Source organism: Stenotrophomonas sp. ZAC14A_NAIMI4_1, assembly GCF_003086915.1.
Lineage (GTDB): Bacteria > Pseudomonadota > Gammaproteobacteria > Xanthomonadales > Xanthomonadaceae > Stenotrophomonas.
Genome location: NZ_CP026002.1, coordinates 4,062,036 through 4,085,432 on the forward strand (window position 1 = coordinate 4,062,036; position 23,397 = coordinate 4,085,432).

At 67.6% G+C, this 23,397-nt stretch carries 22 protein-coding genes; 11 read left to right on the plus strand and 11 right to left on the minus strand.

All coding sequences use genetic code 11. The features are described from left to right. Positions 1-146 precede the first annotated feature (146 nt). Positions 147-2,903: a TonB-dependent receptor gene (locus tag C1926_RS18560; protein WP_174214108.1), complete on the plus strand. Its 2,757-nt coding sequence runs from the start codon at positions 147-149 to the stop codon at positions 2,901-2,903. 274 nt (positions 2,904-3,177) lie between these two features. Here C1926_RS18560 and C1926_RS21940 read toward each other — a convergent pair whose 3' ends face one another. The 3 genes from C1926_RS21940 to C1926_RS18570 all read right to left on the minus strand — a co-directional run bounded on the left by C1926_RS21940 (position 3,178) and on the right by C1926_RS18570 (position 5,887). Continuing rightward, positions 3,178-3,312, minus strand: a complete 135-nt coding sequence (locus C1926_RS21940) for a hypothetical protein (protein ID WP_301554036.1) — start codon at positions 3,310-3,312, stop codon at positions 3,178-3,180. An 18-nt stretch (positions 3,313-3,330) separates the two neighbouring features. Continuing rightward, a complete protein-coding gene (locus tag C1926_RS21885; RefSeq protein ID WP_254057328.1) occupies positions 3,331-4,119 on the minus strand; it encodes a hypothetical protein in 789 nt (262 codons plus the stop codon). Between the two features lie 154 nt (positions 4,120-4,273). Continuing rightward, positions 4,274-5,887 carry an alpha-glucosidase family protein gene (locus tag C1926_RS18570; protein ID WP_108760217.1) on the minus strand — a complete coding sequence of 538 codons (1,614 nt, stop codon included), beginning with the start codon at positions 5,885-5,887 and terminating at the stop codon, positions 4,274-4,276. A 215-nt stretch (positions 5,888-6,102) separates the two neighbouring features. On the opposite strand from C1926_RS18570, the gene C1926_RS18575 reads away from it, so the two are divergent. Further along, positions 6,103-7,101 carry a polyprenyl synthetase family protein gene (locus C1926_RS18575; RefSeq protein WP_079220972.1) on the plus strand — a complete coding sequence of 333 codons (999 nt, stop codon included), beginning with the start codon at positions 6,103-6,105 and terminating at the stop codon, positions 7,099-7,101. 112 nt (positions 7,102-7,213) lie between these two features. Here C1926_RS18575 and C1926_RS18580 read toward each other — a convergent pair whose 3' ends face one another. Further along, positions 7,214-8,005 carry a dienelactone hydrolase family protein gene (locus tag C1926_RS18580; RefSeq protein ID WP_108760218.1) on the minus strand — a complete coding sequence of 264 codons (792 nt, stop codon included), beginning with the start codon at positions 8,003-8,005 and terminating at the stop codon, positions 7,214-7,216. 130 nt (positions 8,006-8,135) lie between these two features. On the opposite strand from C1926_RS18580, the gene C1926_RS18585 reads away from it, so the two are divergent. Further along, entirely contained in the window at positions 8,136-8,726 is a 591-nt protein-coding gene (locus C1926_RS18585) for an SMI1/KNR4 family protein (protein ID WP_108760219.1), read from the plus strand. A 26-nt stretch (positions 8,727-8,752) separates the two neighbouring features. On the opposite strand, the gene C1926_RS18590 is transcribed toward C1926_RS18585, so the two are convergent. The 4 genes from C1926_RS18590 to C1926_RS18605 form a co-directional block, all read right to left on the minus strand. After that, positions 8,753-9,286 carry a hypothetical protein gene (locus tag C1926_RS18590; protein WP_108760220.1) on the minus strand — a complete coding sequence of 178 codons (534 nt, stop codon included), beginning with the start codon at positions 9,284-9,286 and terminating at the stop codon, positions 8,753-8,755. Between the two features lie 124 nt (positions 9,287-9,410). Continuing rightward, the gene (murD, locus tag C1926_RS18595; RefSeq protein WP_108760221.1) at positions 9,411-10,820 is read right to left on the minus strand and encodes a UDP-N-acetylmuramoyl-L-alanine--D-glutamate ligase; all 1,410 of its coding nucleotides are present in this window, start codon (positions 10,818-10,820) and stop codon (positions 9,411-9,413) included. Beyond that, complete coding sequence (gene murL, locus C1926_RS18600) at positions 10,801-12,153, minus strand: UDP-N-acetyl-alpha-D-muramoyl-L-alanyl-L-glutamate epimerase (protein WP_108760222.1); 1,353 nt, start codon at positions 12,151-12,153, stop codon at positions 10,801-10,803. The genes murD and murL overlap by 20 nt, the downstream gene beginning before the upstream one ends. An 86-nt stretch (positions 12,154-12,239) precedes the next feature. Further along, positions 12,240-14,834 carry a bifunctional aspartate kinase/diaminopimelate decarboxylase gene (locus tag C1926_RS18605; protein WP_108760223.1) on the minus strand — a complete coding sequence of 865 codons (2,595 nt, stop codon included), beginning with the start codon at positions 14,832-14,834 and terminating at the stop codon, positions 12,240-12,242. 75 nt (positions 14,835-14,909) lie between these two features. Between C1926_RS18605 and C1926_RS18610 the strand changes: the two genes are divergently transcribed. Together C1926_RS18610 and C1926_RS18615 are read left to right on the plus strand one after the other, a co-directional pair. Then, a complete protein-coding gene (locus C1926_RS18610) occupies positions 14,910-15,785 on the plus strand; it encodes a PhzF family phenazine biosynthesis protein (RefSeq protein WP_108760224.1) in 876 nt (291 codons plus the stop codon). A gap of 98 nt (positions 15,786-15,883) precedes the next feature. Continuing rightward, positions 15,884-16,762, plus strand: coding sequence for a PhzF family phenazine biosynthesis protein (locus C1926_RS18615; RefSeq protein ID WP_108760225.1), 879 nt, complete (start codon positions 15,884-15,886; stop codon positions 16,760-16,762). Positions 16,763-16,874: 112 nt separating this feature from the next. On the opposite strand, the gene C1926_RS18620 is transcribed toward C1926_RS18615, so the two are convergent. After that, positions 16,875-17,306, minus strand: coding sequence for an OsmC family protein (locus C1926_RS18620; RefSeq protein ID WP_079220964.1), 432 nt, complete (start codon positions 17,304-17,306; stop codon positions 16,875-16,877). A gap of 370 nt (positions 17,307-17,676) precedes the next feature. On the opposite strand from C1926_RS18620, the gene C1926_RS18625 reads away from it, so the two are divergent. The 4 genes from C1926_RS18625 to C1926_RS18640 all read left to right on the plus strand — a co-directional run bounded on the left by C1926_RS18625 (position 17,677) and on the right by C1926_RS18640 (position 19,920). Continuing rightward, positions 17,677-18,075, plus strand: a complete 399-nt coding sequence (locus C1926_RS18625; protein WP_079220963.1) for an HU family DNA-binding protein — start codon at positions 17,677-17,679, stop codon at positions 18,073-18,075. A gap of 265 nt (positions 18,076-18,340) precedes the next feature. Next, the gene (locus C1926_RS18630; RefSeq protein ID WP_079220962.1) at positions 18,341-18,649 is read left to right on the plus strand and encodes a DUF3861 family protein; all 309 of its coding nucleotides are present in this window, start codon (positions 18,341-18,343) and stop codon (positions 18,647-18,649) included. A 56-nt stretch (positions 18,650-18,705) separates the two neighbouring features. After that, the gene (locus tag C1926_RS18635; RefSeq protein WP_108760226.1) at positions 18,706-19,245 is read left to right on the plus strand and encodes a hypothetical protein; all 540 of its coding nucleotides are present in this window, start codon (positions 18,706-18,708) and stop codon (positions 19,243-19,245) included. 78 nt (positions 19,246-19,323) lie between these two features. Next, the gene (locus tag C1926_RS18640; RefSeq protein ID WP_079220959.1) at positions 19,324-19,920 is read left to right on the plus strand and encodes a DUF1439 domain-containing protein; all 597 of its coding nucleotides are present in this window, start codon (positions 19,324-19,326) and stop codon (positions 19,918-19,920) included. A gap of 74 nt (positions 19,921-19,994) precedes the next feature. On the opposite strand, the gene C1926_RS18645 is transcribed toward C1926_RS18640, so the two are convergent. Together C1926_RS18645 and C1926_RS18650 are read right to left on the minus strand one after the other, a co-directional pair. Then, positions 19,995-20,537, minus strand: a complete 543-nt coding sequence (locus tag C1926_RS18645) for a type 1 glutamine amidotransferase domain-containing protein (RefSeq protein WP_108760227.1) — start codon at positions 20,535-20,537, stop codon at positions 19,995-19,997. A 178-nt stretch (positions 20,538-20,715) separates the two neighbouring features. Further along, on the minus strand, positions 20,716-21,183 hold the full coding sequence (locus C1926_RS18650; protein ID WP_012479369.1) for an SET domain-containing protein-lysine N-methyltransferase: 468 nt from the start codon (positions 21,181-21,183) through the stop codon (positions 20,716-20,718). 219 nt (positions 21,184-21,402) lie between these two features. Between C1926_RS18650 and C1926_RS18655 the strand changes: the two genes are divergently transcribed. Both C1926_RS18655 and sufB read left to right on the plus strand, forming a co-directional pair. Continuing rightward, on the plus strand, positions 21,403-21,858 hold the full coding sequence (locus C1926_RS18655; protein WP_079220957.1) for an SUF system Fe-S cluster assembly regulator: 456 nt from the start codon (positions 21,403-21,405) through the stop codon (positions 21,856-21,858). Between the two features lie 17 nt (positions 21,859-21,875). Next, positions 21,876-23,351, plus strand: a complete 1,476-nt coding sequence (gene sufB, locus C1926_RS18660; RefSeq protein WP_079220956.1) for a Fe-S cluster assembly protein SufB — start codon at positions 21,876-21,878, stop codon at positions 23,349-23,351. Positions 23,352-23,397 lie beyond the last annotated feature (46 nt).

Sequence of the window (23,397 nt, forward strand, 5' to 3'; positions counted from 1 at the left end):
AAAGCCATTGAATACGTATGCAGGGTGATTCCCGCGGAGAAGCCGCTGCCTACCATAGCGGCGACGACAGCGGCCACCGCGTCGCACGTCCACGGCACCGCCGGGACGACCACAAGATGCTCTACAACATTGCCTGGGAGGGGAAAATGTTGAACCACACGCGCACCGCGCTGAGTCTGGCGCTGGCCGTTGCACTGGTGCCGTCGCTGGCATCGGCGCAATCCACGCAGTCCACCGAAACCGCCACCGGTACGTCCGCCACCAACCTGGACACCGTACAGGTCACCGGCATCCGCCGCGGCATCGAAAACGCCATTGCGATCAAGCAGGACGCCACCTCGGTGGTCGAAGCGATCTCGGCCGAAGACATCGGCAAGCTGCCCGACGTCAGCATCGCCGAATCGCTGGGCCGCCTGCCCGGCCTGGCCGCCCAGCGCGTGGCCGGCCGTGCCCAGGTCATCAGCGTGCGCGGCCTGTCGCCCGACTTCGCCACCACCCTGCTCAACGGGCGTGAAGTGGTCAGCACCGGCGACAACCGCAGCGTCGAGTTCGACCAGTACCCCTCGGAACTGGTGAACGGCGTGACCGTCTACAAGACCCCGGACGCCGCCCTGGTCGGCCAGGGCCTGTCGGGCACCATCGACATGCAGACCGTGCGCCCGCTCAGCTTCCCCGACCGCGTGATCGCCGTCAGCGGCCGCCTGCAGAAGAGCTCGCTCGGCGAAGCCGCCAATGTCGATGAATTCGGCAACCGCTTCAGCGCCAGCTACATCGACCAGTTCTTCGACAAGACCCTGGGCATCTCGATCGGCTACGCGCACAGCGACAACCCGATCCAGGAAAACCAGGTCGGCCTGTACGAGCCGTGGACCACCGAGCAGACCACCAACGGCAACCGCCCGGGCGTGGCCGCAGGCACGTACTTCTCCGATGGCATCAAGGCGCTGCGCCGTACCGGCAACAACAAGCGCGACGGCGTGATGGCGACCATCCAGTTCCGGCCGAACAACGCCTGGACCAGCACCTTCGATGCGTTCCACACCGAAGCCGAGCAGATCGACACCGCCAACCAGTTCGAGCTCAACCTGAGCAACTTCAATGGTGGCTATACCCCGGGCCTGCTGATCAGCAACCCGCAGGTCAATGCCGATGGCACCTTCACCGGTGGCACCGCCAGCGGCGTGTACCCGCTGGTGCGCGGCATGTACAACAAGCGCAAGGACAAGATCGATGCGTTCGGCTGGAACAACGAGTTCACCTTCGGCAGCGTCAAGCTCGTCGCCGATGTGAACTACTCCAAGGCCACGCGCGATGAGCTGAACCTGGAAAACAACCTGCAGCTGACCCCGATGCCGCAGCTGGACACCATCGGCCTGCAGATCCGCCCGAACGGCTTCTCGCAGATCAGCCCGGGCCTGGATTACTCCGATCCCAATGCGCTGTTCCTGACCAACACCATCTACGGCTCCGGCTACGGCAAGGTGCCGCAGGTGGAAGACCGCCTGAAGGGCGCCAAGCTGGCCGCGACCATCGCCCTGCCCGAGGCCATCGCCTCGTGGGCACCGGACGTGGACGTCGGCGTGAACTACGCCGACCGCCGCAAGACCAAGACCCAGTCCGAAGGCAACATCCTGCTGGGTGCGCAGGGCGATGCCAACATCGCCTCGGACCTGCAGTACTCGCCGGTCAACCTGGGCTTTGCCGGCATCGGCTACATCCCGGCATGGAACGTGCCGGCGGCCGTGGGCCGCTACATGACCTTCAACCCGGTCGACAACCTCGACTACCTGATCCCGAAGTCGTGGGTGGTGCAGGAAAAGATCACCACCGCCTGGGCGCGCCTGAACATCAACACCGACATCGGTGAGGTGGGTGTGCGCGGCAACATCGGCGTGCAGATGCAGCACACCGACCAGAGCTCGGATTCGCGCTACTGGGACAGCTCGCAGCCGGCCGGCAGCAACATCCAGCCGTATTCCAACGGCAAGACCTACAACGACTGGCTGCCGAGCTTGAACCTGGCCTTCATGTTCCCGCACCAGCAGACGCTGCGCTTCGCCGCGGCCAAGCAGGTCGCGCGCCCGCGCGTGGACCAGATGCGTGCCGGCCTGGAGTTCGGCGTGGATACCGCCACCGGCAAGCCCGGCGGCAGCGGCGGCAACCCGCTGCTGGATCCGTGGCGTGCCACCGCGCTGGACCTGTCCTACGAGAAGTACTTCGGTGAAAAGGCCTACGTGGCCGCCGCGATCTTCTACAAGGACCTGAAGAGCTACGTCTACACCCAGTCGGTGGACGACTACGACTTCACCGACCTGCTGGGCAGCTACGTGCCGCCGCCGGGCATGACCGCACCGGTGCTGACCACCGGCACGTTCTCCACCCCGGAAAACGGCAAGGGCGGCACGCTGAAGGGCCTGGAACTGACTGCATCGTTCCCGCTGGACATGCTGACCGACAGCCTGCGCGGCTTCGGCGTGCAGGCCAGTGCCACCTTCAACAAGAGCGACATCAAGATCCTCGACCCGGAAAGCGCCTCCAGCGTTGGTTCGGATCCGATCAGCCTGCCCGGCCTGTCCGAGCGCGTGTACAACTTCACCGCCTACTTCGAGCGCAACGGCTTCGAAGCGCGCGTGAGCCAGCGCCGTCGTTCGGACTTCATCGGTGAGATCGGCAACTTCAACGGCAACCGCACGCTGCGTTACGTGGTGGGCGAGAACGTGACCGATGCGCAGATCAGCTACACCTTCAGCGACAGCAGCGCCATGCGTGGCCTGACCCTGCTGCTGCAGGGAAGCAACCTGACCAACGAGCCGTACCGCACCTACGCCGGCACCACGGACCGCCCGCTGGAATACATCGAGTGGGGCCGCACCTACGTGCTGGGCGTGAACTACAAGTTCTGACCACGATCGGTAGTGCCGGCCGCTGGCCGGCAACCCACCGGTAGCGCCGGGCCATGCCCGGCGACACACAAGGGGAGCAGGACCGGAAACCCGCTGCGCAGGCAGCGGGTTTTCTTTTTGCGCGTGGACACCGCGCCAGGTATCGCATCCACGCATGGCGTGGAACTACTGAATGCATCCACGCATGGCGTGGATCTACTGAATTCATCCACGCATGGCGTGGATCTACCAGACCAGTAGATCCACGCCATGCGTGGATGCACCCGGCAGAACATCATGAGATCAGGACAGCGCAGCTGATCGCGATGACCAGCAACATCAGCAGCAGGACGCGCCCGCTGTATCGGCCAAGGGTATGGCCAACATGGTTCAGGGCCACGGTAATGATCTGCCCCAGCAGTTCCCACATGGAAGCAGCACCCATCTCTCAGATCTCGGCAGACGCCAGCTCGATGAAAGGCCGCTGGCGGCTGGCGGTGCCGATGACACAGGTTCGATAGACCCGATGCGCCGAGGCCCCCGTAACATAGGCGACGATCTGGACTGACGTCGTTGCGACATACGCCCAGCCGGGCACCCAACCCACCGGCTTCGGCACGAGGCTGAAGGCAGCAGAGCAGTCCATGATGTACTTGGTTGTCTCACCAAGGACGCGGCCCACCTCGGTGTTCATGTTCCAGCCCTGCGCCAGGGTTGGCGACCAGATCGCAGCGGCAACGGCCCGCATGGCCGCCTGGTCTTCTTCGCTGGGAAGATCCACAGCAACTGGCGAATCCCAACCGTCCGGAAAGACCTGCGGCGCATCGCCAACGTATTGCCTCGACCAGGCCCGCAGCGCCAAGTGGTGGGGCTGGTCCGCGTTCGAGAAGTAACGCGGGGCACGCTGGCCCGCATTGTAGTAAGCCGCGTCCAGGCTTCCGTCTGGATGCAGGACAACGACAGCTCCGTAGGAATCAGGAAAGCCCAGCCGCCACCCGACCACCATCAAGCCACCATTCTTGAGCGGCACCGACACCGCCGACTCGTCGAAGTTGCGCCGGAACGCCGCGTACTCCCCTCCGAGCAACTGCTTCAGGCCAGGCACCACGTCAGAGCCCTCGAAGGCATCCTCCAACGCGGGGCCCACGATCATGATGGGCGTGGCGGAGAGGGGGTGGGCAGCCGACAGGGCCACTGCCAGCAACAACGCTCGCATCAGGGAAGCAAGGAAACGCATCGGAGGTCCACCATGGAAGGGGGCCACCAGTGTCCACGCCCACCCCGGCCGTTTCCATTCCAATAGTTGGAAAGTGACGGCCAACAGCGACCCACAAAAAAGGGACGGGGCGCTTCGGCCCCGTCCCCGCAAGTACCGCCACCGGAGAAATCGGTCAGCTGCGTCGTGCGCAATACACCGCACGCGGCGGCAGCTGGAGTTCATTGCCCTGCACCGTGCCCGCATCCGGGCCCGGCACCGCCACCTGCTGCCAGTTGCCCGGCGGCAGCGGATGGCTCACCGCCTCGGCCGACAGGTTGAAGGCCAGCAGGAGGGTTTCATCTGCAAGCATACGCTCGAACAGCAGCACTGGCTCGGCACTGTCCAGGAAACGGATGTCCCCGTGCTGCAGGGCCGGCTGGGTCCGCCGCCAGGCGAGGAAGCCGCGGAAGGCCGCCAGGACCGAACCCGGGTCGGCCTCCTGCACCGCCACCGCCGCCGCCCGGTGCTCGGCCGGGATCGGCAGCCAGGGCTTGCCGGTGGTGAAGCCGGCCAGCGGGGCGTCGGTCCACGGCATCGGCGTGCGGCAGCCATCACGGCCTTTGAAGTTCGGCCAGAAGGTGATGCCGTAGGGGTCCTGCAGGTCCTCGAAGGCGACTTCCGCCTCGGCCAGGCCCAGCTCTTCCCCCTGGTACAGGCAGACCGAACCGCGCAGCGAGCACAGCATCGCCACCAGCATGCGGGCCAGGCGCGGGTCGGACGGACGGCCGCCCCAGCGGCTCACCGCCCGTTCGACGTCATGGTTGGACACCGCCCAGCACGGCCAGCCTTCGGTCATCACCGCTTCCAGGCGGGAGACCGTGTCGCGGATGTAGGCCGCGCTGTAGTCGTTCACCAGCAGCTCGAAGCTGTAGCCCATGTGCAGGCGGCCGTCCTGGGTGTACTCGGCGGTGGTGGCCAGCGAGTCCTCCGAGGAGATCTCACCCAGGCTCACCGCGCCCGGGTACTCGTCCAGCAGCGCGCGCAGCTGCTCCAGGAACGGCAGGTTCTCCGGCTGGGTGTTGTTGTAATAGTGGTACTGGTACGCGTACGGATTGTCCGGGCTGAAGCCGCGGCCCACGCGCTTGTCCGCCGGCTTGGGCGGGTTGTCGCGCAGCTGCGCGTCGTGGAAGCAGAAGTTGATGGCGTCCAGGCGGAAGCCGTCCACGCCGCGGTCGAGCCAGAACCGCACGTTGTCCAGGGTGGCCTGCTGCACGTCCGGGTTGTGGAAGTTCAGGTCCGGCTGGTCGACCAGGAAGTTGTGCAGGTAGTACTGCTCGCGGCGCGGCTCCCACTGCCAGGCGCCGCCACCGAACAGCGACAGCCAGTTGTTGGGCGGGGTGCCGTCCTCGCGCGGGTCGGCCCACACGTACCAGTCGGCCTTGGGGTTGGTCCGGTCCTGGCGGCTCTCGCGGAACCAGGCATGCTCGAGCGAGGTGTGGCTGAGCACCTGGTCGATCATCACCTTCAGGCCCAGGCCATGCGCCTTGGCCAGCAGGCGGTCGAAGTCCTCCAGGCTGCCAAACAGCGGGTCGACATCGCGGTAGTCGGCGATGTCATAGCCGAAATCGGCCATCGGCGATTTGAAGAACGGCGAGATCCAGATCGCATCGGCGCCCAGCGCCGCGATGTGGTCCAGCCGCTCGATGATGCCCGGCAGGTCGCCCACCCCGTCGCCGCTGGCGTCGAGGTAGCTGCGCGGGTAGATCTGGTAGATGACGGCTCCGCGCCACCATGGATTGTGCGACATCGACAGCCCCCCTCCGGGCATGCGGGACCCACCGGAAGCGGGCCGAAAACCAACTCCGGCAAGCTTAGCGGCGGCTTCCCGGGCATGGCGCTGCCTGCATACGTATTCACGCCGCCGGGCCGGCCAACGCCCTGCGAAAAGGCCGGATGGGCCGGTTTCCGCCCGATTTCACGGCCAGCCCCTATAATTGGCGGTGAGCCTGAAAGCCTGATCGCATGACCATCACCGAAGACACCCGTCCCGCCCTGGGCCTGCCCCAGATCCAGTCGCTTGCTGCGGCCGACATGGCCGCCGTCGATGCCCTGATCCGGCACCGGCTGTCCTCGGACGTCGTACTGATCAACCAGATCGCCGACCACATCATTTCCGCCGGCGGCAAGCGCCTGCGGCCGATGCTGGTGATGCTGGCCGGGCATGCTGTCGGCACGGCCGGCCCCGAGCACCACCAGCTGGCGGCGATCATCGAATTCATCCACACCTCCACCCTGCTGCACGACGACGTGGTGGACGAATCGAGCCTGCGGCGCGGCCGCAGCACCGCCAATGCCCTGTGGGGCAACGCGCCGAGCGTGCTGGTGGGTGACTTCCTGTATTCACGCAGCTTCCAGCTGATGGTGGAACTGGACCGCATGCCGGTCATGCAGATCCTGGCCGATACCACCAACCGCATCGCCGAAGGCGAAGTGCTGCAGCTGCTGCACGTGCACAACCCGGACACCGACGAAGCCGCCTACCTGCGCGTGATCGAGCGCAAGACCGCGGTGCTGTTCGCTGCGGGCACCCGCCTGGGCGCGCTGGCCAGCGGCGTGGACGAAGCCACCCAGCAGGCCCTGTACGACTACGGCATGCACCTGGGCTACGCCTTCCAGATTGCCGACGACGTGCTGGATTACTCGGCCAACGCCGAGGAACTGGGCAAGAACCTGGGCGACGACCTGGCCGAAGGCAAGGCGACCCTGCCGCTGATCCACGCCATGGCCCATTCGGACGACGCCACCCGCGAGCGCCTGCGCAGCATCGTGCAGGACGGCGACGCCTCGGCCATGCCGGAAGTGCTGGCCGCCATCCGCGCCACCGGCGGCCTGGACTACAGCCGCCGCCGTGCCGAGGAATACGCCGAAGCCGCCGAGCGTGCGCTTGACGGCCTGGGCGACAACGATGCCGTGGCGGCCCTGCGCGGCCTGGCCCGTTACGCGGTGCAGCGCTCGCATTGATGGGTGAAGGTGTGCCGACCAACGGTCGGCACCTACCTCTTCCTGTGTGTGCCGACCAACGGTCGGCACCTACCTCTTCCTGTGGGTGCCGACCGTTGGTCGGCACACCTTTTCAACGTTTCTCGAACCGCTCCTCGAAGAACTCATCCAGCGCCTTCCATGCGCGCTTGGCCGCCCGTTCGTTGTACTGGCAGCCGGGCGGATTGTTGGCGTCACGCTCGGCGAAGCAGTGCACTGCGCCGCTGTAGTTGGTGAACTCCCAGTCGACCTTGGCCGCGTCCATTTCCTTCTGGAAGCTGCCGATGTCTTCGGCGGTCACGCTCTTGTCGTCGGCGCCGTTGAGTACCAGCACCGAGGGATGGCTGCCACCGGCCTGTGCCGGCAGCGGCGAGCCCAGCCCGCCGTGCAGGCTGACCACGCCCGCCAGCGGCGCACCGGCACGGGCCAGTTCCAGCACCGTGGTGCCGCCGAAGCAGAAGCCCACCGCACCGATCCGGCTGGCATCCAGCGGCGCCTTGCCGGCCTGGGCCTTGAGCACGTTCACCGCCTCCAGCGCGCGCGCCCGCAGCAGCGGCCGGTCATTGCGCAGCTTGGTCGCCACCGGGCCGGCCTCGGCATCGGTCTTCGGCCGCACGCCCTTGCCGTACACATCGGCCACCAGCACCACGTAGTCATCGCCGGCCAGCTGCTTGGCCTTCTCGATGGCCGATTCGTTCACGCCCTTCCAGTTGGGCACCATCACCAGGCCCGGGCGCTTGTCATTGTCGCCGTCGTCATAGACCAGCACGCCACTGAAGGTCGTGCCCTGGTGCTTCCATTCCACCGGCTGGGTCTTCATCGCCGCCCAGGCCGGCATCGCCGCCAGCCCCAGCACCATCGCCACGCCACAACGCCATCGGTTCATGTGACTGCTCCACTGAAAAGGGAATGGAGGGGATCACGTCGCAGAACACCCTCCCGCGTCGCATTCTGCATTGGCGACGTGACGCAGGTGTGGTTGGATACGACCTGGTCCGCTCCGTCCCCTCTTTTACATGAACCTTGTTGATCGCTTTCTTTCCGGCCTTGTCCCGCGCCTGCCTGCCGAGGACGCTGCGCAATGGGCACATGTCCAGGGCGCCAGCGCCGAAGACCTGCAGCGCCTGCGCACGCAGTGGCCGCAGGTGCCCGACAGCCTGCTGGCCCTGCTGTCGCGGGTGGATGGCACGCACTTCCGCGAGTATCCCGGGGGCGAAGTCGTGGTCTACGTGCTGGGTTCGGACGTCGAGGACGGCGGCTACCCGTACTACCTGCGCTCGGTCGCGCAGATCTTCGAAGACCAGCAGCAGTGGGACGACAGCATCCGCTCCATCTACGAGGAGTGGCTGGATGACGAGCCGGAGATCCTGGGCGATGGCATCGATGGCGACCTGCCGATGAACCGTCGCCTGTGTTTCTCGCACTGCATGAACAACGGCGGCACCTCGATGCTCTACCTGGATTTCGACCCGGCACCAGGCGGCACCGTCGGCCAGGTGGTGCGCTACCTGCACGATCCGGACAGCTATGCGGTCATCGCGCCGAGCTTCGATGCCTACCTGCAGCAGCTCATTGACGGCGATTACGCGTTCATCGATCAGGAGTAGATCCACGCCATGCGTGGATGGCGCTCTTACCCGCGCTCGATCCAATGCAACGTGCCCGGCGCGAGCGCCGGCAGATCCGCGGCGGCCAGCTGATCCCGCGACCAATGATGTTCCGGCGGGTTCGGCTGCTGGGCACTCACCGCACCGTCGTAGTCACGCACCAGCAGGCCGATGCGCGCGGCACCGGCCTGCAGCAACGCGTCGATGCGCTGCAGCCACTGGCCGGCATCACCCAGGCCTTCGCTCTGGCGTGCCTGCCGCTCCTGCTCGAAATGCGCCAACTGCTCGGCCAGGGCGCGGGCGATCTTCGCCTCGCTCCAGCCTTTCTTCCGCCAGCGCCCGGCATCGCCCTTCCATTCCGGCTCCGTGCGTGCCGACGCCAGGGCCGTGCCGCAATCGCAGTGCGCGGCGCTCAGCCACGGCTGCCAGCCGGGCCCGACCGCCGCCTGCAGGCTGGGCGATGCCTGGGCGAACAAGCTCCGGCCGCTGCGCTTCATGATCGCGGCGGCTTCAACGTGCGCAAACGAGGTGGGCAGGAACAGGGTGATGAAGGTGCACATGCAGGCTTCTCGAATCCGTCCGGGAATGCGCCGATGGTAACTCGCCCCCTGCAACTCGCTGGGGTCAACTCGCTGGGGTCAGAGCCCTTTCCTGCGGAAAGGGATCCGACCCCGGGCCGGTGGATCAGGCGATGCCCAGGCCCGGAATCGCGCTGATGCTGTCCGGATCGAACCCGGCCAGTTCGGCGAAGTGGCGGCCGCGCGCCACGTAATCGCGGTAGGCACCAAAGCTCGGCGCGCCCGGCGACAACAGCACCACCCCACCCTGCGCATCCAGCGCCGCGCGTGCCAGCGCCATCGCCTCGGGCAGATCGCCCGCCGCGTGCAGGCCGAAACGGCCGGCATCCGCCAGCGGCTGCAGCATTGCGTGGATGCGCGGACCGTTGCTGCCCATGGTCACGATCTCAACCGGCGGCACGTCGTGCGCCATGTGCTGCATGAAATCGGTCCAGTCCAGGCCACGGTCGTGCCCGCCCACCAGCAGCGCGATGCGCTGGCCGGCAAAGCACTCCAGCGCGGCCAGGCTGGCGTGCGGCGTGGTGCTGATCGAATCGTTGACGTAGGTCAGGCCATCGGCCACGCCGATGCGCTGCAGGCGGTTGGGCAGCGGTCGGAAGTCCTGCACCGCCGGTGCCAGCGCCACCGCATCCAGGCCCAGCGCTTCCAGCGCGGCCAGCACCGCGCACAGGTTGCCGCGGTTGTGGCGGCCCGGCAGCGGCGTGTTGCGGGTATCGAACACGGCCTGTTCGCCGCGATGCACGATGTCACCGCGCATATGCCAGCCCTGCGGCTGGTTGAACCAGACCACGTCGCTGTCCGGCAACGAGAGCGCGGCCAGATGCGGATCGGCGGCATTGAGCACGGCAATCCGCGGCGCGGCCTCGGTCACCAGCCGCAGCTTGTCTTCGATGTAGCGCTGTTCGCTGCCGTGCCAGTCCAGGTGTTCCGGGAACAGGTTGAGCACCACCGCCACCTGCGGGCGGGCGCCACTGCGCGCCACTTCACCGGTCTGGTAGCTGGACAGTTCCACCGCCCAGAACGCGGGCGCCGGCTGCGGGTCCAGCACCTCCAGCAGCGGCAGGCCGATATTGCCAACCAGGCCGGTGCGGTGGCCGGCCGCGCGCAGCAGGTGCGCCACCAGTGCGGTGGTGGTGCTCTTGCCCTTGGTGCCGGTCACGCACACGGTGTCGTGCACGATGCCATCGTCGGCCGCATGTTCGCCAAACCACAGCGCGGTGCCGCCGATGAAGGCCGTGCCCTGCCCCGCCGCCGCCAGTGCGATCGGCTGGTAAGGACTGATGCCGGGCGACTTGATCACCACATCGAAGGCGGCCAACGCCTCGGCAGTGGGCTCGCCACGCACGTCCAGCAGCCCCTGCGTTTCCGCACGTGCTGCCTCGGCCTCGGCGGCCGGGCAGAACAGGCTCAGGGCCAGCGCAGGCAGGCGCGCGCGCAGCACGGCGAACGCCGCGCGGCCCTCACGCCCCCAGCCCCACAGCGCAACGCGCTTGCCTTCAAGCTGCGAAATCTTCACGCACACGTTCCCACAGCGCAGCCGGAATGCGGTGCTCGCCCTGCAGCTGCAGCAGCGGTGCCAGTTCCAGTTCAGCGGCATCCAGCTGCGGCTGGATCTCGTTGCAGAAGCGCTTCACCAGCACGTCTTCCTTCCATTCCGGGCGCTGCGCCAGCGTGGCCATCGCCGCACGCGATTCACGGCCTTCGCCCACGCATTCGAACGGCTTGTGGTCCTGGAACTCCAGCAGTGCATCGAAACCACCGGCCTGCGCGGCATCGTCCAGCAGGTTGCGGCCGAAGATGCGCACCAGGCGGGTCTTGGGCATGAACGGGGCCAGCGCCAGGAACACGAAATGGCACTTCGGGCAGACACCGCACCAGCGGTTCACCGGGCGCTCGCCCAGGATGTGGAAATTGCGGTTGCAGCTGGAGAAATGCGCGTCGTAGAAATCGCTCTTGGCGAACTGGCGGGCCACCGCCAGCTCGGACATCGGGCGCAGCAGCGAGTAGTACTGCAGATCGGCGGCCACCTGCTTCTGCACGTGGTTGCCGAACGCCTGCTCGAATGCCCAGCCCTTGGACCACTGGTGGTTCACTTCGCCGGTGCCCGGAATCTGGCTGCCGTAGCTGGCCGAACGCTCGTTGGAGAACACCACCTGGTCCACGCCCTGCAGCAGCGCGGCCAGCACCATGATCGCCGAGTTCACCGCGGTGACCGGGATATGGCCGTTCCACGCGCCCTGGCGGTTGAGCTCGAACAGTTCCGGCGCCAGCGCGCGGCCCAGGTTGAGGGTCGGCAGGCCGGTGCGCTCGGCGCAGGCGCGGATCAGCTGCGAACCACCGATCCAGGTCACCGTCTCGTCCACGCCGGCACGGCGCAGCGCTTCGATGCTCACCAGCGAATCCTTGCCGCCGCCGATGGCCACCAGCGCATGCGGCTGCAGGCCCAGCACCGGTGCCTGCACCGCGTCGCCCTGTACCGGCAGGCGGAAGCGCCCGCGCAGGTTCAGGCCGTTGCGGTAGGCGAATTCGCCCAGGCCGTTGAGGTAGACCGTCTCCACCAGCGCCGCGGTATCGGCGTCGATGGCATAGCTGTCGATGCTGACCGTCTCCGGCACGCCCGCCTTGTAGTAGCTGACCCCGGCAATCAGGTGCAGCAGCTGCAGTGCGCGCTGCACCGCAGCGGCACGCGCCTCGTCCAGCACGAAGGGAGCGCCGGGCACGGTAATGGTTTCCACCATCTCCGGGCCGTCATCGAAGGCGTAGACCAGCTTGGCCACGCCGGTATCCGCGGCGAATTCGCAGCGGACGAAGCGGAAGCGGGAAACCTGGTGTTTGTCGAAAGCAGTCATGGTGGATCCAGTTCAAGCACGGTCAGGCACGCCCCGCGCGCGGGCGCGGGGCGTGTCGGTGGGCGGGTGCAGGGCGCGGGTGGTGATCACTCGATCACGTCTTCGCGCGGCATCGCCCGCTGGTTGTAGGTGTTGGACATCACATAGCCGTAGGCACCGGCGTCGGCGATCAGCATCACGTCGTCCGGCGCAGTGGACACCGGCAGCTTGCGGCGCTTGCCGAACACATCGCTGGATTCGCAGATCGGGCCGACCACGTCGAACGCGGCCTCGGCATAGCCGCCCTGGCGGCTGAGGTTCTCGATGTCATGCCAGGCGTCATACAGCGCCGGGCGCATCAGGGTGTTCATGCCGGCATCCAGGCCGACGCGGCGCACGCCGTCCTTTTCCACCACCTGGGTGGCATGGGTCAGCAGCACGCCCGATTCAGCCACCAGGTAGCGGCCCGGCTCGATCGCCAGGCGGAACGCCGGGTGCAGCGCCTTCACTTCGGCCAGGCCCTCGGCCCAGGCATCCAGGTCGAACGGCTCGTCTTCGTCGCTGTAGGGAATCGGCAGGCCGCCACCGATGTCGATGGTCTGCACGCTGCCGATGCGGCGGGCGAATCCGGCCAGCTCATCGCACATCAGGCGCCAGTGCTGCGCAGTTTCCACGCCGCTGCCCAGGTGCGCGTGCAGGCCGACCACGCGGGTGCCCAGGTCGGTGGCGGTGCGCACGAACTCATCCACGCGCGCCATCGGCAGGCCGAACTTGGAATCCTTGCCGCCGGTGCGGACCTTGGCGTGGTGGCCTTCGCCACGGCCCAGGTCGACGCGCAGCCAGATTTCGCGGTTGCGGAACAGGTCCGGCCAGCGCTGCAGCGCTTCCAGGTTGTCCACGGTGACGGTGACACCGAGCGCGAAACCGGCTTCGTACTCTTCACGCGGGCAGAAGCTGGGGGTGAACAGCACGCGCTTGGGCGACAGCTCGGGCAGGTGCTGGAACACGTGCTTCAGCTCGCCGTGCGAGACGCATTCCAGGCCGAAGCCTTCGGCTTCCAGCAGCTCAAGGATGGCCGGGTGGCTGTTGGCCTTGATCGCGTAGTAGCGCTGGTCGATCGGCTTGATCGCGGCCAGCGCGCGGGCGCGGGCTCGTACGGTCGGCAGGTGGTAGACGTAGCGCGGCGTACCGGCGTCGGCCAGCTGCAGCAGGTGCGCACGCTGGCCACGCCACCACGGCGTGCCGCGCGGGCGCACGGTGCCGGCGATCTCGCGCCAGCGCGGGCCGAACACTTCGGTCTCTTCCACCGGCATCGCGCCGCTGTCGATCAGCTCGGCATGCAGGATCGGCAGCAGGCCATCGGCATCGGCTTCATCGATGACGAAGGTCAGGTTCAGGTCGTTGGACGACTGCGAGATCATGTGCACGCGCTCGCGGCCGAACGTGGCCCACACGTCCGACAGCTTGTGCAGCAGCGAACGCATGCCACGGCCGACCAGGGTGATGGCCGCGCACGGCACGATCACCTTCACCTTGCAGATCTGCGACAGGTCGGCCGACAGCGCGGCCAGCACATCGGTGTTGACCAGGTTCTCGGACGGGTCCAGCGACACGGTGACGTTGGTCTCGGCCGAACCGATCAGGTCCACCGACAGACCATGCTTCTTGAACAGGCCGAACACATCGGCCAGGAAGCCGACCTGCTGCCACATGCCGATGCCTTCCATCGACACCAGCACGATGCCGTTGCGGCGGCTGATCGCCTTCACGCCCGGTACCGGTGCGGCGCTGCCATCGATGCTGGTGCCCGGCAGTTCCGGGCGCTCGGTATCGAGGATGGCCATCGGCACGCCGGCATCGCGGCACGGCTTGATCGAGCGCGGGTGCAGCACCTTGGCGCCGGTGGTGGCGATTTCCTGCGCTTCGTAATAGTCCAGGCGGGTCAGCAGGCGCGCGTCCGGCACGTCCTTGGGGTTGGCGCTGAACATGCCCGGCACGTCGGTCCAGATTTCCACGCGGCTGGCGCCCAGCAGCGCACCGAAGTACGCCGCCGAGGTATCCGAACCGCCGCGGCCGAGGATGGCGGTGCCGCCGTCGGCGTGGCGGGAAATGAAGCCCTGGGTGATCAGCAGGCGGGTCGGCTGCGCGCGGAAGCGCTGCATCCAGTCCGCGTCGGCACGCCACTGGCAGTTCACCGACAGGCGCTGCGACCAGTCGCTCTGGTTCGGCTGCGGCGGCATCGCGTCCAGCCACTGGCGGGCGTCCATCCAGCCCATGTCCAGGCCCGAGGCGTGCAGGTAGGCCGCGCCCAGGGTCGAGGACAGCAGTTCGCCCTGGCCCAGCACTTCAGCCTGCCATTCCAGCGGGCGGGTGGCGGCGCGCGGGTCATCCAGCAGCCCCTGCAGGGCGGCCAGGCGTTCGCCCAGCACCTCGCGGCCCAGGCCGAGCTCGGCCAGGAAGCCCTCATGGCGTTCGACCAGGGCGGCCACGCGATCGCGGCTGTCCGGCGCGCCATCGGCAATCGCGGTCAGTTCGTTGGTGACCCCGGACAGCGCCGAGACCACCACCAGCACGCGCGAGCCGGTCTCTTCCGCACGTTTTTTCGCCAGCTTCCCGATCGTGTCCCAGCGGTGGCGACGCGACACCGAGGTGCCGCCGAACTTCAGTACGATCCAACGATCGACAAGGGGGGAAGCTGACATGGATAGGCTATGTGTAATGTGGGGGAGCCGCCCGAGGGGGCGGAACCTTCGATTCTAAGCCCAATGGACCCGCCGATGGCCGCCTTCCGCTACCTGCAGCTTGATGTCTTCGCCCACCAGCCCGGCAGCGGCAACCCGCTGGGCGTGGTGCTGGGCGCCGACGGGCTGTCCGCCGGGCGCATGCAGGCACTGGCGGCCTGGCTGAACCTGTCCGAGACGGTGTTCTTCCTGCGTCCCAGCGCTGCCGGCGCCGACTACCACATCCGCATCTTCACCCCCGGCAGCGAGCTGCCATTTGCCGGCCATCCCAGCGTCGGCTCGGCCTGGGCCGCGGTCACCTGCGGCCTGGCCACGCCGCGCGACGGCGGCGCCCTGGTCCAGCAATGCGCTGCCGGCCTGCTGCCGGTGCGGGTGAGTGGCCCGGCGGATGCGCCCAGCATCGAACTGGCCAGCCCGCCGGCACGCCACCTGCCGACCGCGCCCGGGCAGGTGCCGGAACCGCTGCAGGCCCTGGCCGCCAGCGGCCACGCGCCCGAACTGTGGGACAACGGCCCGCGCTGGTGGCTGCTGCCGCTGCGCGATGCCGCCGCCGTGCGCAGCCTGGCCCCGGACATGGCCGCCCTGCGCGACTGGACCAATGCCACCGGCGCGACCGGGGTGGCGGTGTTCGCCGATGAAGCCGGCGCTGGGCACAGCCGCGTGGTGCGCGCGTTCTGCCCCGGCGATGCGGTGAACGTGCCCGAGGACCCGGTGACCGGCAGCGCCAACGCACTGATCGGTGCCTGGCTGCGCGCGCGTGGCGCCCTGCCCGGCGGCGGTGGCGCGTACGTGGCCAGCCAGGGCCGCGAAGTCGGCCGCGACGGCCGCGTCCATGTCCGCGTCGATGCCGAAGGCACGGTGTGGATCGGCGGCCAGGTACAGCCGGTGATCGACGGCAGCATCCACTGGTAGCGCCGGGCCACGCCCGGCGGCGTCACCCCGCCGCGCTGCGCGCTCGCGGGGCATGGCCCCGCGCTACCATTTCCGCATTTCCTGGAGTTTTACCCCCTATGACCACCCGCCGTTTCCTGCAGCTCGATGTATTCTCGCCGCGCGCCGGCGCCGGTAATCCGCTGGCCGTGGTGCTGGATGCCGAGGGCCTGGACGACGCGGCCATGCAGGCCATCGCTCGCTGGACCCGGCTGCCGGAAACCACCTTCGTGTTCGCCCCGCAGGCCGCCGGCAGCAGCTACCGGCTGCGCATGTTCAGCCCGCAGAAGGAGGTTCCGTTTGCCGGCCACCCCAGCGTCGGCACCGCCCATGCAGTGCTGCAGGCCGGCCTGGCTGCGCCGGTCGAGGGCGTCCTGGTGCAGGACGGCATCGCCGGGTTGCTGCCCCTGCAGGTCAGCGGCGAAGGCGCGCAGCAGCGCATCGCCATCCGTACTCCGCGCGCGCAGCTGGCCGAAACCGCACAGGCCGGGGATCCGCGCCTGCAGCCAGCGCTGAAGGGCTGGCCGCTGGGCGAACTGCCGCCGGCACGCATGCAGGGCGGCCGCAGCTGGTGGGTGGTGCAGGTGGCCAGCGAGGCCGCGCTGCGTGCGCTGCAGCCGGACTGGGACGCCATCGCCACGCTGGCCGAATCCACCGACAGCATGGGCGTGTTCGCGTACGCCTTCAGCGATGGCAGCGAAGGTTTCGACCTGGCCGTGCGCGCGTTTGTCGGCAACGGGCGGCGCTTCGAAGATGCCGCCTCCGGGGCGGCCAATGCCGTGCTGGCGGCCTGGCTGGACCTGCGCGGCGTGCTGCCGCGCGGCCGCGATGCGTATGAAGTCAGCCAGGGCCGCGAGGTTGGCCACGATGCGCGGCTGACGCTGCGCGTGGACGAGGCCGGCGAGGTGTGGTCCGGTGGCCAGGTGCAGACGGTGATTGCCGGAACGATTGATTGGTGATTGCGCTGGGAGTGGTAGAGCCGGCCGCTGGCCGGCTGTTACCTGGACCTCGACATCATGCGGTTGCCGGCCAGCGGCCGGCACTACCGTGACTATCCCGGCCCGCGATTTCTCAGCCCAGCTCGGCTTCCAGGCTGATCGGCACCGCGCTCAGCGCCTTGGACACCGGGCAGTTCTGCTTGGCGTCGTCGGCGATCGCGCGGAACTGCGCGGCATCGATGCCCGGCACCACCGCCTTCACCTTCAGCCGGATCTGCGACAGCTGCGGGCCACCTTCCATCGACAGGTCGACCTTGGCTTCGGTATCCAGCGAGGTCGGTGTAAACCCGGCATCACCCAGCTTGGCCGACAGCGCCATGGTGAAGCAGCCGGCGTGCGCGGCGGCGATCAGCTCCTCCGGGTTGGTGCCTTTCTCATCGCCGAAGCGGCTGTTGAAGCCGTAGCGGGTCTTGTCCAGCAGCCCGCTCTGCGGCGTGCTCAACTGGCCCTTGCCCGACTTGAGGTCCCCTTCCCAGTGCGCGGTGGCGTGTCGCGAGATTCCCATGTGCTGCTCCTGCGTGGCGGTGATGAACGGCTACCCTCGCACGGCTCGCGTTAGCCCTGCGTCGCCCCGCCGCAGGGCACGCCGCAGTCCCGGGCCAGCCCGGTGGACACTTCCTCGCCAGCGAGAAATGAATTTTTCCCTTGTTTTCAGCGGTTTCGCGCATTCCGCAGCAGCGGCACCCCCTATTGCGCACTGCAGCGCACCGCCTGTTTGCCCGCTTCCGGACATGTACTGAATCGGCCTGGATATGAAAAAACATGCACTTTCAGCGCTCCGGGCTATTGGCGGCGCTCGAGAGTTGCCCTACATTGCGCTTGCCGACGGGGTTCGGCGCCGACCACACAACCAACCGTTCACGGAACAGGAAACCATGGCAAAGACCGCTAAGAAGGCTGCCCCGAAAAAGGCAGTGAAGAAAGTCGCGACGAAGGCTGCCGCCAAGCCGGCCGCTCCGAAGCCGATCAAGGAAGTGCTGACCAAGTCGGGCCTGGTTGCACACATCGTGGAAGCGTCCGGCGTTGTTGCCAAGGACGTGCGCGCGGTGCTGGCCTCGCTTGAAACCGCCGTTGCTTCCTCGGTGCACAAGAAGGGCGCTGGCTCCTTCACCCTGCCGGGCCTGCTGAAGATCTCGACCGTCAGCGTGCCGGCCAAGCCGAAGCGCAAGGGCATCAACCCGTTCACCAAGGAAGAGCAGTGGTTCGCTGCCAAGCCGGCCACCACCAAGCTGAAGGTGCGCCCGCTGAAGAAGCTGAAGGACGCCGCGCTCTAAGCGCGCGCCCAACGGCATCTTCCGACGGGACGGCGCAGGCCGTCCCGTTTTTGTTTGGGGCGGCGCCAATCCCATGCAAACCGCAACACAGCGTTTCCGCCCCGCAGCGTTCCTGCCGACAGCCGCACCAGCATTGGCCGGGACCTCGTTTTTCACTGTCGGGAACGGACCGGGTGGAACACTGCGTGCAGCCCCGGCCGTCGCCGCCGGTCGCCGCCTTGCCTATGGTGGGCACATCCCTCCACACCCAGGCGAGCACACCCTCATGGCCAGCCCCTCCACCCGCTACCGGATCTCGGTGACCCCGATCGAAAAGGACGGGCACCAGTGCACCGGGCGCTGCACCATCGAACTGGAACACCGCGCCAGCCGCGACCTGATGCGCCTTCTGGAAACCGCGCCGCGCACGGCCGGGCTGAGCGGTGACGAGCGCGCCACCCTGGTGGTCGCGACCCAGCTGCTGCGCGACATCGTGCAACGCCACGCCGACACCGACGGCCATGCGCTGGCGGCGATCGCCGCACAGGTGCTGCCGGCCCTGGACGCGCTGGAACAGCTGCCCGCATCGCGCTGAGCCCGGCGCTGCCGATACACTGCCGTTCTCCAGGTCGCCTCGGGGAGGAGGCAGACATGCGCAGTGCCCTGTTGTTGATCGCGTCGTTGTCCATGCTGGGCTGTTCCAGCCCGACCCCGCCTGATGCCGCCGCCGTAGCCCCTTCCGCCGATGCGGCGACGGCAGGCCCGGGCCGCCCCGCTTCGACAGGCGAAGCGCCCGCCGTGGCGGCGCTCGGCATCGATCCGCTGTATGGGGCCGTCGCGCCGGGTGGCGAAACGCCGGCGCGACTGCTCAACCGCTACGTGCTGGACCTGCTCAACCACAACAAGGCTGGTATCGAAGCGGCGTGGGCCATCGCCCCGCCCGATGCACGCCGTGCCGATGATGCTGCGCTGCGCCTGCTGCCGGACGTGCGCAACCTGCGCCTGGACAGCGACCCGCCCGTGCCACGGGACGAACAGCAGCCGCCACGCCTGCTGGAAGTGCCGGTACGCATCCGCGCCACGACCGGCGAGGGCCTGTTCCGCTACCACGGCTGGTACCGCGTGCAGCCGCGCACCGATGGCCAGGGCTGGCAGATCCAGTCGGCGCATCTGCAGCCAACGCTGGACTGAACCGTTGCAGCGGCATGCACGCACGATTCAGCGTGCAAAGCTACTCTGTAGCCCTCATTCATCCCCCCGGCCACCGCCATGCGCCTGCGTTCCCTGATGACCCGCCTTGCCGCGTCCACCGTGCTGATCGCCGCCGCGATCGGTGCGCAGGCGGCCCCCTCGATTTCCGGGCGTGAACTGGCGGTTGGCGCCAGCGACGTGCAGCAGTATCTGGATGGCAGCTTCCCGCGCACCCAGGATGCGCTGGGCGGCCTGATCGCGCTGACCATGAGCCACCCCCAGCTGAGCCTGCCGGCCGGCGAACGCCTCGACCTGGGCATGGACCTGGCACTGGCCACCGCCGGTGGCACCCCGACCAACCTGGGCAAGGTCAAGCTCAGCAGCGGCCTGCGCTATGACGCGCAGACCCAGGGCTTCCACCTGCAGGACCCGACGGTGGATGACTTCAGCCCCGCCAGCCAGGGCGGCCGCCTTGATTCGCGTACCCGTGCGCTGCTGAATGCCGCGCTGAGCGATTACGCCCGCCGCGAACCGATCTACAAGCTGGATCCGGCCGTGGCCGGCCTGCTGGGCGCGCTGCAGGTGCAGTCGGCGCAGGTGAAGAACGGCAAGCTGGTGGTCACCTTCAACCAGAACCTGGGCAACCTGGTGCCGGCCGGCCTTCTCGGCAAATAAGGGTAGTGCCGGCCGCTGGCCGGCAGCCCGGTTACCGCATCTGCCGGCCGGCGGCCGGCACTACCAGCAACGCATCATGCGGCCAGTGCCTTCACCACCGCCTCGCTGAAGGCCGGGATGTCGTCCGGCTTGCGGCTGGTGATGAGGTTGCCGTCCACGACCACCTCGGCGTCGCGCCAGCGCGCACCGGCATTGGCCAGGTCCTGCTGCAGCGAGGGCCACGAAGTCACCTCGCGGCCCTTGGCCAGCCCGCTGTTGATCAGCAGCCACGGGCCATGGCAGATGGCCGCCACTGGCTTGCCCGCCCCCGCCACGCTGCGGATGAAGCCCAGCGCGGCCTCATCGGTGCGCAGCGTGTCCGGGTTGATGACCCCGCCGGGCAGGACCAGCGCATCGAAGCGACCGGCATCGGCGTCGGACAGCGGCAGATCCACCGCCACCACGCCACCCCAGTCCTTGTCCTTCCAGCCCTTGATGCTGGCCTCTTTTGCCGGCGACACCACGGTGACGATGGCGCCCTCCGCTTCCAGCAGGCGCTTGGGCTCGATCAGTTCGGACTGCTCGAAGCCGTGGGTGGCGAGGATGGCGACCTGCTTGCCGGCGATACGCTGTGCCATGGTGTGTGCTCCGGGAAAGGGAGCACACAGGGTCGGCCAATGGCCATTGGACCGCGGTGACCCAGCCGTGCACGGCAGGTGCAGACGCCCCCTTTGTAGAGTCGAGCCATGCTCGACTCCACCCGGCCGCGGCCGACAGCCAAAGCAGTCGAGCATGGCTCGACTCTACAAATTCCGGTCAGCGCTTGGGCTGCAGCATCGTGCCGGTGCACTTGGGCGAGCCGCAGCGGCACTCCCAGATCTTCTTCAGCTTTGCCGTGTGGCGCTCGGCCAGGGTGATGCCGTAGTTGTAGGTCAGCTCCTCGCCGGCCTTGATATCGCGCAGGGCCTCGATGAAGACCTTGTCGCCGCGGCTGTCGCCGTCCTCGTCTTCCTCGATCACCGCTTCGCAGTTCGGGTCGCAGCTGTGGTTGATCCAGCGTGCGTCGTTGCCCTTGTAGTTGGCGTCGATCACCCAGTCGTCGTTGAGGGTGAACAGGAAGGTATGGCCGCTTTCGACGTCGCCGCTGTCATCGGCATCGACATCACCGTGGCTGCGCAGCAGGCCCTTGTACTGGATCACGCGCTCGCCCTGCTTGATCGGGGCCACGGCGAACACGCCGTTGCCATGGATGGCGGACTTGCGGGCTTGGATCTTCTTGGGCATCGGCAAGGGAGGTCTGCAGCGAAAGGAACCCCGATTCTCACCCATTCCGGGTGATTGCGAAAATAACCTGCATGCCGCAGCATTACGCGCCGGTGGCGCCCGGTGTGTTGTTCCCGGCCCGCCCAGGACCGCCCCCAGCGCTGGCTGAATGCCCGGGTTGGATGCCGGCGAAGAAAAGCGTACAATTTCAGTCCGCTTTAAGAACCACTCGCATCCCCCATGTTGCGCGTCACCAAACTTACCGATTACGCCACCGTCGTGCTGACCGTGCTTGCCGCCCGCCCGGGTGAAGTGCTGAGCGCGACCGAGCTGGCCGAATTCACCGGTCTGGAACCGCCCACCGTCAGCAAGGTGCTCAAGCCGCTGGCCCAGGCCGGCCTGGTCGAGGGCCTGCGCGGCGTCCGCGGGGGCTACCGGCTGACCCGCCCGTCCATCGAGATCTCGCTGTTCGAGGTGGTCGAAGCGATGGAAGGGCCGCTGGCCCTGACCGAATGCAGCCACGACCACCACCAGTGCGGCATGGCGCCCAAGTGCGGCGCGCGCAGCAGCTGGCGGCTGATCAACGATGTGGTCTCCGAGGCCCTGCGCGATGTCACCCTCGCCCAGATCCTGCCCCCCCTTCCCCTTGTCGATGACGAACAGCGCCGCACCATCGCTGTCGACGTCGTCTCCTGATCCGTAGGCAGCCCCCCATGGCCACCGAAACCATCGAAACCGTCGCCCACGACGACACCCCCAACCGCGAGATCCATGAGCAGCTCGGCCGCAAGTATTCGGCCGGCTTCATCACGGAGATCGAATCGGACTCCCTGCCGCCGGGCCTGGACGAGGACACCATCCGCGCCCTGTCGGCCAAGAAGGAAGAGCCGGAGTGGATGACGCAGTGGCGCCTGGACGCCTACCGCCACTTCCTGACCATGCCGATGCCGAACTGGGCCAAGCTGCAGATCGCCCCGATCGACCTGCAGGCGCTCAGCTACTACTCCGCGCCGAAGGGCCCGAAGTACGCCTCGCTGGATGACGTGCCCAAGGAACTGCTCGATACCTACGACAAGCTGGGCGTGCCGCTGCACGAGCGCGCCAAGCTGGCCGGCGTGGCGGTGGACGCGGTGTTCGACTCGGTGTCCGTCGGTACCACCTTCCGCAAGGAGCTGGCCGAGAAGGGCATCATCTTCTGTTCGATGTCCGAGGCCATCAAGGAACACCCGGAGCTGGTGCGCCAGTACCTGGGTACCGTGGTGCCGGTGGGCGACAACTACTTCGCCGCGCTCAACTCGGCGGTGTTCTCCGATGGCAGCTTCGTGTTCATTCCCAAGGGCGTGCGCTGCCCGATGGAACTGAGCACCTACTTCCGCATCAACGCCGGCCATACCGGCCAGTTCGAGCGCACCCTCATCGTGTGCGAGGACAAGGCCTACGTGTCCTATCTGGAAGGCTGCACCGCGCCGATGCGCGATGAGAACCAGCTGCACGCCGCGGTGGTCGAGCTGGTCGCGCTGGAAGATGCCGAGATCAAGTACTCCACCGTGCAGAACTGGTACCCGGGCGACGAGAACGGCGTCGGCGGCATCTACAACTTCGTCACCAAGCGTGCCGAATGCCGTGGTGCGCGCAGCAAGGTCACCTGGACCCAGGTCGAGACCGGTTCGGCCATCACCTGGAAGTACCCCTCCTGCGTGCTGCTGGGCGACGATTCGGTGGGCGAGTTCCACTCGGTCGCGCTGACCCACCACCGCCAGCAGGCCGACACCGGCACCAAGATGATCCACGTCGGCAAGCGCACCAAGAGCAAGATCGTCAGCAAGGGCATCAGCGCCGGCCGCGGCCAGAACACCTACCGCGGCCTGGTGAAGGTCGACCGCAACGCCGATGGCGCGCGCAACTACACCCAGTGCGATTCGCTGCTGATCGGCAAGCAGTGCGGTGCCCACACCTTCCCCTACATCGAGGTGAAGAACCCGGGCGCGACCGTCGAGCACGAGGCCACCACCTCCAAGATCTCCGACGACCAGCTGTTCTACTGCCGCGCCCGTGGCATCAGCCAGGAAGACGCGGTGTCGATGATCGTCGACGGCTTCTGCAAGCAGGTGTTCCGCGAACTGCCGATGGAATTCGCAGTGGAAGCCAAGAAGCTGCTGGAAGTCTCGCTGGAAGGTTCGGTCGGCTGACCCGCCTGCTGCCCTCGTTCTGATTATTCAGCCACGCATGGCGTGG